This window comes from Piscibacillus salipiscarius, assembly GCF_042685285.1.
Classification (GTDB): domain Bacteria; phylum Bacillota; class Bacilli; order Bacillales; family Alkalibacillaceae; genus Piscibacillus; species Piscibacillus salipiscarius.
This window is the reverse complement of record NZ_JBHUMZ010000040.1, coordinates 1-11,995: the sequence shown is the minus strand read 5'-3', so window position 1 is coordinate 11,995 and position 11,995 is coordinate 1. Positions and strand designations below refer to the sequence as shown.

General features: G+C 37.2%; 9 protein-coding genes. 1 reads left to right on the top strand and 8 read right to left on the bottom strand.

Annotated features, from left to right (window positions below; all coding sequences use genetic code 11):
• Nucleotides 1–141: 141 nt before the first annotated feature.
• The 8 genes from ACFSW4_RS12085 to ACFSW4_RS12050 form a co-directional block, all read right to left on the bottom strand.
• Nucleotides 142–1,551 carry an aldehyde dehydrogenase family protein gene (locus tag ACFSW4_RS12085; RefSeq protein WP_377329563.1) on the bottom strand — a complete coding sequence of 470 codons (1,410 nt, stop codon included), beginning with the start codon at nt 1,549–1,551 and terminating at the stop codon, nt 142–144.
• A gap of 39 nt (nt 1,552–1,590) precedes the next feature.
• Nucleotides 1,591–2,634, bottom strand: coding sequence for a homoserine dehydrogenase (locus ACFSW4_RS12080; RefSeq protein WP_377329559.1), 1,044 nt, complete (start codon nt 2,632–2,634; stop codon nt 1,591–1,593).
• A gap of 11 nt (nt 2,635–2,645) precedes the next feature.
• Nucleotides 2,646–3,845 carry a cystathionine gamma-synthase family protein gene (locus ACFSW4_RS12075; RefSeq protein WP_377329557.1) on the bottom strand — a complete coding sequence of 400 codons (1,200 nt, stop codon included), beginning with the start codon at nt 3,843–3,845 and terminating at the stop codon, nt 2,646–2,648.
• A gap of 12 nt (nt 3,846–3,857) precedes the next feature.
• Nucleotides 3,858–5,066 carry a M24 family metallopeptidase gene (locus ACFSW4_RS12070; RefSeq protein ID WP_377329561.1) on the bottom strand — a complete coding sequence of 403 codons (1,209 nt, stop codon included), beginning with the start codon at nt 5,064–5,066 and terminating at the stop codon, nt 3,858–3,860.
• A 163-nt stretch (nt 5,067–5,229) separates the two neighbouring features.
• The gene (locus tag ACFSW4_RS12065; protein WP_377329555.1) at nt 5,230–6,903 is read right to left on the bottom strand and encodes a PucR family transcriptional regulator; all 1,674 of its coding nucleotides are present in this window, start codon (nt 6,901–6,903) and stop codon (nt 5,230–5,232) included.
• Between the two features lie 76 nt (nt 6,904–6,979).
• Complete coding sequence (locus ACFSW4_RS12060; protein WP_377329553.1) at nt 6,980–8,272, bottom strand: DUF2254 domain-containing protein; 1,293 nt, start codon at nt 8,270–8,272, stop codon at nt 6,980–6,982.
• 151 nt (nt 8,273–8,423) lie between these two features.
• On the bottom strand, nt 8,424–9,215 hold the full coding sequence (locus ACFSW4_RS12055) for a M48 family metallopeptidase (RefSeq protein WP_377329551.1): 792 nt from the start codon (nt 9,213–9,215) through the stop codon (nt 8,424–8,426).
• A 190-nt stretch (nt 9,216–9,405) separates the two neighbouring features.
• On the bottom strand, nt 9,406–10,779 hold the full coding sequence (locus ACFSW4_RS12050) for a dipeptidase (RefSeq protein WP_377329549.1): 1,374 nt from the start codon (nt 10,777–10,779) through the stop codon (nt 9,406–9,408).
• Between the two features lie 182 nt (nt 10,780–10,961).
• Here ACFSW4_RS12050 and ACFSW4_RS12045 point away from each other — a divergent pair, with 182 nt between their 5' ends.
• Nucleotides 10,962–11,879, top strand: coding sequence for a glycerophosphodiester phosphodiesterase (locus ACFSW4_RS12045; protein ID WP_377329547.1), 918 nt, complete (start codon nt 10,962–10,964; stop codon nt 11,877–11,879).
• Nucleotides 11,880–11,995: the final 116 nt, after the last annotated feature.

Here is an 11,995-nt window from a genome sequence, read left to right as displayed (position 1 = left end):
GTTTGACGGCCAATGTTCATTATAACCGAGAGGAGATCTTTTTTGTTACCACTCTAAAAGTTTCATTGTCACACACGCAGAGCGTGTGGTTTTTAAAGACGTAATGAAAAGAACCTAGCCACATACGGCCAGGTTCTAGCATTATGATAATTTAATTGCAACGACCTTAGGTTCAGTCATCTTTTCAATGGAAAAGCGGACTCCTTCACGACCTAAGCCAGAACTTTTAACACCACCGAAAGGCATTTCATCAATTCGATAGTCACTGGTGTCATTTACCATTACACCACCACATTCTAAATGCTGAACGGCATAAAATGCGTGATCTAAATTTTTTGTGAAAATACCTGCCTGTAAACCGTATTCCACATGATTTGACTTTTCGATGGCTTCTTCTAATGAATCGACGGGAAAAACAGTTACTACAGGACCAAAAATTTCTTCATTTACAATTTTAGTTGAATCAGGAACATCTGCTAAAATGGTTGGCAAATAATAAGCCCCATCCCTTTTCCCGCCTGTTAGTACTTTACCACCTTTCTCAACCGCATCTTGAACCCATTCTTCAACACGCAAAGCTTCTTTTTCGGTAATTAACGGTCCGACATCTGTTTCGTCGGAGAGTTTATCACCAACCTTTAATGCATTAGTTTGAAACACCATTTTCTTAACAAACTCATCATATACTTGACGTTCTACGTATATTCTCTGAACTCCAATACAGTTTTGACCTACAGCTCCAAACGCGCCAGAGACACATGAGGAAACCGCATCATCTAAGTCACTATCACTTAAGACAATAGCTGGTGAATTTGAACCTAGCTCCATTCCAATATGTTTAATACCAGATTGTTCGGCTACTTTTTCACCTGTATTCAGTCCTCCAGTGAAGGAAACCATCTTAACCGCTGGATGCTGGACAAGTGTTTCTCCTAGATCCTTACCAGACCCTGTAATGACGCTTAACATTCCTTTTGGTAATCCTGCCGCTTCAAAAGCATCAGCAAGTAGTAACGCACTTAATGGTGTAACAGAGGCTGGTTTAACTACGATCGCGTTACCAGCAGCAAGGGCAGGACCTACTTTATGAGCAACTAAATTTAATGGATCATTAAATGGTGTAATCGCCCCAACTACTCCAACTGGGAAACGATAATAATACCCTAATCGGTTTTCACTGCCTTCATTTTGGTCAAAATTAATCGTCTCACCTTTTAGGCGCCTTGCTTCCTCAGCACTTATTTCCAAAGTTTGCATAGCTCTTTTCACTTCTCCGCGGGCTTCAGTTATCGTTTTACTACCTTCTGTTGCGATTGTTTGGGCGTAAAGTTCTTTATTTTCATTCATGTATTCTACTGCGGCCTTCAGAACTTTTATTCGCTCGTGAGTCGGCCAGTTTTTATTGCGTTTAAATGACTTTTCAGCTTCATCAATTGCCCTTTTCATATCTTCCTTTGTTGATAAAGGAACATGAGCAACTAATCTGTTATCTTGTGGATCATACACACCAAATGTTTTAGCAGCGTCAACCCATTTACCTGCTAGTAACATTTTTTCAGCTTTCACTTGTAGTTGTTTCACTTAATCACCTCACGATACACTTATTTTTTGATCGACTTGATAAGCGTGAATCAAATCAATTAATAAAGAAAATCCGGTTTCCTTAAGGCCAGCCCCAGCTCCTGTTAACATAATTGGACCAGATAAATCACATTCATATAAAATAGCATTGGTAGCTCCTTGAACACTTGCAAGTGGGTGGGTCGCGTCAATTTTCTCAGGGCCAACTCTTACTTCAACACCTTGATCGGTCTTTCTAATTCTTGCTAGAAGCTTCCAACGTTTATTTTCGTTTATTGCACTTTGAATCATTTCGTCCGTCAGATCAGCTATTCCCGTGCAAGGAATATCAAGAGCATTCACTTTCTCCCCCATAACGTAATGGGATAAGATAGCTGCCTTATAACGTACATCATAGCCTTCAATATCACTCGTAGGATCAGCTTCGGCATAACCGAATTCTTGTGCTTGTTTTAACGCTTGATCAAACGATAGCCCTTTTTCCATTTCAGTTAAGATGTAATTCGTCGTGCCGTTAAGAATGCCAACCACTTCATAAATATCGTTACCCATGAGGGTTGTTTTAGGAAGTCTTAATGCTGGTGTTCCGCTCATAACCGTTCCTTCAAAACCAAAGAAGCAACTATTTTCGTTAGCAACGGCTTGTAATTCTTCTAATTTTAGAGCAACTGGACCTTTGTTAGTCGTTACGACACTTTTGCCGTGTTTAAAAGCAGCTTCACAATGATCAATCGCTGGTTGACCTGTTTGAACATCCGTAAACGTCACTTCAACAATTAAATCAGCATTGGTGTGCTTTATAGTCTCTAAACTATCAAGCCCATATTCTTTCGCATTTGGATAAGCGTCTACTCGCCCTTCCTCACGAACAGCTGTAAGCAATTGAGGAATGTTTAATCCATCGGGATCATATGCAGCACCTTTCATCATATCGGATACCGCAACAACAGTTGCGTTTAGACCATATTGTTTGGATAATACTTCTTTTTTGTCTTCTAAAATTTCAGCAAGTGCCTGACCGACACCGCCGAAACCAACAAATGCTATTTTCATCAAACCCCTCCTTACTTTGCTAAGACATCTTCAGGTAATGATGCAAAAGCTTGCTCTAAATCTGCAATTAAATCATCAAGATCTTCAACACCTGCTGAGTATCGAACGAGACCTTCTGGTATTCCCATCGCCGCTCTTTCCTCAGGTGTACATTCTACGTGACTTGTTGTACGTGCTGGACCTACAATTGTCTCAACAGCTCCAAGGTTTGCTGCTCGATTTGCATATTTAAGTTTAGGAAGTAAATGACGGACGGTTTCCATTCCGCCTTTTACTGAAAAACTTAACATACCTCCAAAGCCTCGCATTTGCTTATTCGCAATATCGTGACCTGGATGACTCTCTAAACCTGGATAAAACACATCATCAACAGCATCCACTGTTTTCAAATACTCAGCAACTTTTTGTGCATTGTAATTCTGGCGCTCAATTCTTAAATGAAGCGTTTTCATTCCACGTAATAATAAATAAGCCGCCATTGGATCTAAGGTTGCTCCATTAATTTCACGATAGTGATAAATTTGTTCAACTAAATCCTCACGTCCACAAACCACTCCACCTAAAGCATCTGCGTGACCTCCTAAGAACTTCGTGGCACTATGAATGACCAAGTCAACTCCAAGTTCAATAGGATTTTGGTTAATTGGGGTTGCAAACGTATTGTCAATAATCACTAATGCACCAGCTGCACGACCTGCTTTGACCATTCGTTCTATGTCTGTAATCTTAACCGTGGGGTTTGTTGGCGTTTCTAAATAAAGAACTTTACATCCTTTTTCTACTTCCTTTTCAATCGCTGCATGATCACCTGTGTCACATAACTCAACATGTATTTGTTGCTTAGGTAAAAATTCTGTAAAAATTTTATTTGTACCGCCATACGTATCCTTGATGGATACGATTCGGTCGCCTGGATACAAAAAGGTCGCAAGTGTATTACTAATGGCCGCCATTCCCGTTGAAAAACTAGTAGCAGCTTCAGCGCCTTCTAAAATCTTAACTTTGTCTTCAAAAGCCTGAACAGTTGGATTCGTATTACGTCCATAAATGTGCCCTTCCTTCTGACCTGTTGCAACTTCAAACCATTCATCCATGTCGTCATAACCAAAGGATACGCTATGCACAACTGGTACTTGAGTTGCACCATGTACTAATTGATCTTTCTCTCCTGCCCAGAGTGCCTGTGTTCCCAATTTCTTTTCATTCATCATCTTAATCTCCTCCTAACTAATAATTCCATCGCTACCATCAGGCATTTTAAATGGACTTTGAATGAGTAATTCCCTTGGATAATTCGTAAACATTTCAACACCTGTATTCGTCACTCTAAATGATTCACTCATTTCTAAACCATAATGATCTAACCAAATCCCAGGAATAAAATGAAAGGTCATATCTGGTTGTAATATCGTATGATCGCCTTTTCGTATGCTTGCCGTGTGCTCCCCCCAATCAGGCGGGTAGTTTAACCCCATGGAATAACCTAGTCGTGATTCCTTCTCAATGCCGTATCTTCGCGTTGCCTTTCGCCAAGCTTCTTCGAGTTCCTCCAACACCACTCCCGGTTTCACGATCGACATGACTTCATCAATACCTTCAGCTACGATTTCAGCAAGACGTTCGAGTTTTTCTGAAGGTTGCCCTATATGCGCTGTTCTCGCTAAAGGACAATGATAACGTTTATAACAACCCGCTAGTTCAACAATGACGGAATGATCTTCTTTAAAGTACTGATCGCTCCAGGTGAGATGTGGTGTTGATGTATTTTCCCCGGTTGGAAGCATCGGCACGATTGACGGGTAATCCCCACCATGTTCTTCAGTGCCCCTTACTAATTCAAAAAAGATACTCGCAGCTGCATCACATTCGCGGGACCCTGTGTGAATACTATTTAGTCCCGCAGTCATGGCTTGCTCAGCGATTCTAGCAGCGCGGCGAATATACTCTATCTCTTGAGGCGATTTAATAATTCTCACCCAATTAACTAAACTAGTTGCATCTTTAAATGTTGCATTAGGCAATTTTTCTTTTAAAACGTCAAATGCTTTAGCTGTAAAATAATACTGCTCTTTCTCAACACCAATAGAACGGTTCCCCTGACCAATTTGTTCTAATATTTCAGCGATGAACTCCATTGGATGATACTCCATTGATTGAACATAATAATCTGGGTAGGCCATCGTATTCTCGTCGTACATCCAAGTTTTGGCCTTGGCCCCTGGTGCATCCATATAGCGCCCAATCCAGATAGGCTGAGGTTCATCAATAATCACAATTAACATCTGGTGGACATAAAATGACCACGCATCATAACCAGATAAATAATTCATATTGGCCGGATCGGTAATAAGCAGAACCTCTATCCCTTTCGCTTCCATACTTCTTTTTGTTTTTTCAAGTCGTTTCTGATACTCCAATATGTCAAAATCCAACACCTTTACATCCTCCCTTCACCTAATGACTGAATTTTTAGATTTCTTATTATTATTGTACGTAGACAGAAGCTCAAATGTAATGTTCAAAGTGTATGAACTTTTTTGTTTAGGCTTTATACAATTTGTAAAATTAAAAAACAGCTCGCCACGACGAGCTGCTTTACTCCTTAAATTGATTCAACATCCATAGCCTTACGCTAAACTCTAATAAAAACGAATCATCAGCATCGACTAAAGATAATTTTGTTAATTTCTCAATATTTCTCAGGCGATACAATAGTGATTGTCTGTGTAGATTTAGTGCCCTAGCAGTTTGGCTAACGTTCCCTTTATATTTTTGGTAAGTCATAAATGTCTGGATTAAATCCGTTTTTCGCTTTAGATCATAATCAACTAAAGGTTCTAAAATCTCTTGTACATGCTTTACAACTTCCCGGTCGTGAGTAAGTATCAGCAATAATCGGTTCACTCTCGTCTCTTCAAAAAATGTTCGCTCACCAAATCCGTACTGACGAGTGTGAATATCTAAAGCCGTCCTTGCCTGCTGGTAACTTTCGTAAAATACGTTACCATCTCCTCTGTGAAAACCGACTCCCCATGCAAAATCTAAATTCGTCAGCTGATCGTGTAGCCTCCTTTCGACCATATCCAGAAAATGATTAACGTTCTCTTGATAAGCAAAATCATCTGTTTCTAGAAAAATAATGACCTCACCATCATCAAATGTTGACATCGTTTTACGTCCAAGCTGCTGACTAGCATGCGTAATTTCCTTTTGAACATAATAGTTCAAACTATGTAGTGATGACTGCATTGAACGATCATTTTCATGTTCTGCAATGTCAACGGTTTGAAAATCACCCACCATACACGCATAAGATTTGGCCAAATCATATCCTAATAATTCGCCTTTAGATAAGATTTTGGTTGTCAGTTCCTGTTTTTCCTTTGCTAGATCCAAAATAAAATTATCTTTTAACCTTATTTCCGTCGTTTCAATCGCATTTTCAGTTAAAAAATATAAAGCACATGCAGTTAATCCATGTTCCAGTGCATTCATCGTTAATCTTGATAAATCCTTAGAATGTTCAGGTTTGAATAATAAATATCCTTGCCTTTTATCATTCGAAAAAATACTTAGCTCATAACAGGTCTTATCATTAACATAATATTGATCTAAGTGATGATACAATGGATGTTCCTCTAATGGAACTTCAGGTTTATCTAATTTTTTTATTTCACCTTGAGTATGACCATTCAATACTTTTATTATTTCAGGGTCAAATTCATAATTAGCTCGGACGATCTGTCTCTGGTCACTGATCGCAACAGGAATATTAATATTATGATGTAAGAGCTCGAGTATATCTTTCAAAGATCCACCACTAAGCACACAATCAGTCAGCTTCTGCCTTAATTGTTCTGCTTTTTCACGCTCCCACTCATTCTCGCGATTAATCGCATCTATAACTTCTTGAATAATATCAGAAAATCGAATCTTCCAAGGAATTTCAATTAAAATAAAATCAGATTCCTCTGCTATCTCAACCACACGTTCTGGTACATTTAAAATGTGCCTGCCAGTTGAGATTGTTAATGCCGAAGCTCCTGATTGGATCACATCTTGAACAAATTTTTCAAATAAAATGGGGTCGTCTGCACATCCAATCCCTGTCGTTAATACAAACTCATGCTTACGCACAAAATTTTCTACGGGAACTTCCATTACAGATACCCATTCAACAGTCGTGTTTTTTAAATGCTTATGACCAGCAATGACATTAGCATCCTCCATAACCTTTAAGTCCACTATGTCTTCCATGACTATACCCATTCTCATCACCTATCAAGTCTGACATCACTATAATTTTATTATAATGATGCCAAATGAATACAGTCAATTTAGAATTTTAAGAAATTTTGTCTAATTCAAGTATTCGTTTTTCTTTTTGTTCAAAATAATGGAGGTCTAATGGCTTTAAACTCGAGATATTAAAATTAGCTCTTAAATATTGATATAACTCCCTGATCATCACTTGTACACTTGGACGACTATTTTCCCCGATTAATATTAACGTGTCCATCAACACAAAAAGAATAGATACATCTTCATCCATACAAATGATAATTTGATAAAAAGACTGGTATAATATATCTTTTAATTGACGTTGTTTTGAAACGACTCTAATCTTCCCAGCTTCAGTGTAAACGAGATGTTCTTTATGATATCGTGTTATCATTAATAGTATTTTTCCTAAATGTTGAATACAATCAATTGCTGTATGTGGGTCATTAATGCCTGATGAGATAGCCCTAAGTGCAATTTCTTCTAATTTTTGAATCGTATATTGAACATCCTCACTTGCATTTCGTTCACTCCCTATTGTAAAGGCATCAATTAAATCGTGTGGCGACTTTTTCTCTTCTCTATGATAGACGACTGCAAGCGGCGTATCATCAATGACAAACCGACCGATTTCCTTCGTCATCACCACGATCAAATCATGTTCTTGAGCCACTTCGTACAAGCTTTCGTAATCGATAATTTGTAAATAACCATACCTTGGACTTCTCAACTCAGTCTTGTAGGAATAAGACTGAGGTATTATAGGTTCATCGAGCTCCTTAATGTAATCTGTTTGATCAACTTTCTTATGAAACTCTTCTAGGTTATTCTTGGCTTCTTCAGTGATACTCGTGATTAAATTCGAAACTTGTATAAACGTTGCAACATGCTGAATAAAGAAGGCAAAGAATCCCAAACAAATAATCGATAACGCAACAGAGAACGCAGCCGCAAGAATCTGCTTATCTGGTTGTTCAACGTGCAAAAATAATAAACTGATGATTGAATATAAAAAACCTCCCATGAACACACCTAAAACCGTTAATGTTCTCTGATCTGTTAGAAAGTTTTGGAGTGTTCTTGGAGAGAACTGTGACGAATAAGTCGTAAGAACAATCATAATTGTTGAAAACGTAATAGTGGTCATTGTTAATAAGGCACCTGCGATCACGCCTAAAATGTCTTTACCAAGCTCTGCGTCAGTATAGAGTATTTCAGGTATATATTCATCTAGATAATTAATCCGATCATAGTCTATAAACATAATCAGCAGTGTCAGCAATAGAGCGACTAGACAATAAACAACCGGAATGACCCAGACACTGTTTTTTAACTTCAAAAATAATTTTTTAATCAAATTCAACCACTTCTTTTATTATTATTTAAGCTCTAGTTTAACTCGTGATTCATAAAACATGACTATATTGGGTTGATTTAATTAAAATAACAAAAAAGATGATTCCTGTTGTTACAGAAATCATCTTACATAATTAATCTCTTTTAATTATCTAAGCAATTGGTTCTTTACGGAAATCATTTGTACTAAAGCCATAAAATTCAGGCGCATCACTGATATGTTTCATTTTTTGAATTCTATGTGGTAAAGGTGGATGAGTAGAAGTTATATGACTTAACCATATAAAGAAGCCTCCCTCCATCCTTTGTTGACTAATATACTCTTCGAGGTTGACCTGATCATATAAATATTTACCTGAGGCTAAAATCATAAGTGCGTTAATTGAAGCATTAATGTTTCCAGTATATATAGCTGCCATACGATCACATGTATATTCACATGCTCGTGAGTAAGCTTTGCCCAAAAATGGCGTATACATGGCTGGTAACAATAGCGTGTTTTTAGTGACGTGTCTTCGCTTTACATGAGCTAATTCGTGCGCAATGATAAATTCTAATTCTTCATCATTACCTTGTTCAATTATTTCAACAATGTCAGAGTACAAAACGACAAAGTTTCTACCAAAAAACTTAGTAGCAAATGCGTTTAATAAACCACCTGATTGTATAATAAATACATCTGGAACTTTAATGAGTCCCATGTTATTCGCTATCTCTCTTGTACGATGAGCTATCTTGGGAAATTGCTTCTCAGTAACCTTCACACCATTATTACGGATATTAGCAATAAATAATCCATTAATAATGAAAGAAACCAATAAAATTAACAATAAATAAGGAATTCCTATAATGGAAATTAGTAATATAAAATATACAAAAATACTATAGATGACTGATATAACGAAATATGTAGTTTCGTTACCGTGAACTAATCTTTTATTCATTGTTTCACCTCCCTCTAAAAAATATATCGGCAAGAACTAAAACATTTACACAAAGACTTTGTGAAGTTATCACCGATTCTTTCAATAATTTCCAGATATAGTTTAACATTAAAAACTAAAATTTTGTATTGAATTTTCAAATTACAATAACAAAAAAAGCACTCGGCCCAAGCCGAATGCTTTATATACTTTATTTTACATTCTCTAACATAAACCAATAATGAGCTAGAGTTTCCATCCCTTTATCAAAGTTTTCTAAATGGAAATGTTCATTAGGTGCGTGTAAGTTTTCATCTGGAAGACCAAAGCCCATGAGCACCACTGGAACTTGTAAAATACGATCAAGCTCAGCAACAATTGGAATCGAGCCTCCACCACGAATATAAGCTGTTTCTTCGTTATAAACTTTCTCGTAAGCTTTCGCAGCTGTTTGAATAACTGGGTGATCAAACGGCGTAACGTAAGGTTTACCCTTATCAAATGGCGTTACTGAAACGTTAACCCCTTTTGGAGTATTTTTCTCAACGTGTTTGGTTAATTGCTCAACAATTTTTTCAGGATCTTGATCTGGAACTAACCTACAAGTAATTTTAGCAGCCGCTTCAGACGGTAATACAGTTTTAATCCCTTCACCTTGGAAACCGCCATAAATACCGTTTATTTCAAGAGTTGGTCTTACTGAGGTCCTCTCAACATAAGAGTAACCTTCTTCACCCGTGAGCTCTGGTACATCTAAATCCTGACGTAATTGCTCTTCATTAAATGGTACATCTGCAAGAGCTTTACGCTCCTCTTCAGATAACTCAGGAATTTGATCATAGAATCCATCTACTAATATTTTGTTATTTTCATCACGGAAAGAATCTAGAATTTTGACTAATGCATGAATAGGGTTCATGACACCTCCACCATACTCACCTGAATGCAGGTCACCTTTTGCCCCTTTAACATCAATCTGAATTCCAGCTAGACCGCGTAATCCGTATGTAATCGTTGGCTTACCCTTTTCAATTAATGCCGAGTCAGAAACAACAATTAGGTCAGCCGCCAACATTTCCTGATGTTCCTCGCAGAATTTAGGAAGTGTCGGGCTACCGATTTCTTCTTCCCCTTCTATTAATACTTTGAAGTTAACTGGAGGTGTATCGACTGTTTTTAATACAGCTTCCATTACCTTCATATGCATGAATACTTGACCCTTATCATCAGTTGCTCCGCGAGCATATAATTTATCATCACGGATGGTAGCATCAAACGGCTCTGATTCCCATAATTCGACTGGGTCAACGGGTTGTACATCGTAATGGCCGTATATTAATACAGTTGGAGCATTAGGGTTTTTAATAACTTCACCATATACGACGGGCTTTCCATCAGATGGCATGACTTCAGCTTGATTAAAACCACTATTTAAGAGGTCTTCTTTTACCCACTCGGCAGCTTTCACTACATCATCATGATGTTCAGACAAAGCGCTTATACTAGGAATAGCTAAAAATTCTTTTAATTGATTAAGATGTTCTTCTCGATGGTCTTTTAAATATTGAATGACTTGTTCTTGCATATTGATTAGCTCCCTTCATTAAAATAATCTATTAAGACTAATCTTATCACTTACTATATTTCAATTCATTAATATGACTCAAAGTTTTGAATAAAAATGTTATAATCATTTAGAAAAAAGGTATATATGTATCATAAAATAATAATACATGGACCAGCTCGTAAACTTCTGGAGTGAATTAAATGATAAAAAAACTCATCCTAATTTTAATATCTATAATATTGGTCTATTCACTTGCGTTTTACATTTTATATATTAAACCTCAGCCAAATGTCTCACAACAATCCATACTAGAACCTGATCATGATGGTCCACTCGTTATTGCGCACAGATCTGGAGATTTAATTGCGCCAGGAAACACAATGACAGCCATAGAAAAATCAGCAGAACTTGGAGTGGATATGATTGAGCTCGATATTCATATAACAAAAGATGGACATTTGGTTCTCATGCACGATCCATCAGTGGATCGTACAACAGATGGTTCGGGGTTAGTTGCCGAATTGACGTTAGAAGAATTCCAAATGCTTGATGCAGGCTTTCATTTTATAGATTTGAACGGAGAATATTCCTTTAGAGGGCTTGGTGTATATAAACCAACTTTGGAAGAAGTTTTTAAAGAATACCCTAACTTGAATTATATGCTTGAAATTAAACATACAAACCCTCCCAAATTATATGGAGATATAGCATTTAAACTATGGGAATTGATTCAAGAGTATGATATGCAAAACCGCGTGTTAGTTTCATCTTTTGACCAAGAAATTATCGATAGATTTAATGAATACTCAAAAGGAAAAGTTGCCTTAGGAACTGGAGAACAGTCAGCGTTTAACTTTATCATAACCAACAAACTTTGGGCTCGGAACCTTTTTAAACCAAGAGGACATGCCATTCAATTACCTTTAGAAAATAAATATTTTGATTTTTTTACTGACGAAGTCATCGAAGGTGCTCATAGATTAGGAATGGATGTTCATTACTGGACCGTTAATGATGAAGAAACGATGAGAAAATTAGTCGATGCTGGAGTTGATGGAATTATCACAGACCGTCCTGACTTATTAATAGATATATTAGAAGAAAAAGGATTAAGATAAACCCTTGCTTATTTGAACTGACCCAGGGAAATGAGACAAGAAAAAACACCTATGCTGCCACGGTCCTGTATTCAACAGGGCTGTGGCAATTTAATTTTGAAAAAGGTCGTATATAA

Bases quoted from the DNA above. Each gene is read 5' to 3' on its own strand.
- ACFSW4_RS12085 (WP_377329563.1), bottom strand. From the start codon at position 1,551: ATGTTACTAGCAGGTAAATGGGTTGACGCTGCTAAAACATTTGGTGTG.
- ACFSW4_RS12080 (WP_377329559.1), bottom strand. From the start codon at position 2,634: ATGAAAATAGCATTTGTTGGTTTCGGCGGTGTCGGTCAGGCACTTGCT.
- ACFSW4_RS12075 (WP_377329557.1), bottom strand. From the start codon at position 3,845: ATGATGAATGAAAAGAAATTGGGAACACAGGCACTCTGGGCAGGAGAG.
- ACFSW4_RS12065 (WP_377329555.1), bottom strand. From the start codon at position 6,903: ATGGGTATAGTCATGGAAGACATAGTGGACTTAAAGGTTATGGAGGAT.
- ACFSW4_RS12055 (WP_377329551.1), bottom strand. From the start codon at position 9,215: ATGAATAAAAGATTAGTTCACGGTAACGAAACTACATATTTCGTTATA.
- ACFSW4_RS12050 (WP_377329549.1), bottom strand. From the start codon at position 10,779: ATGCAAGAACAAGTCATTCAATATTTAAAAGACCATCGAGAAGAACAT.
- ACFSW4_RS12045 (WP_377329547.1), top strand. From the start codon at position 10,962: ATGATAAAAAAACTCATCCTAATTTTAATATCTATAATATTGGTCTAT.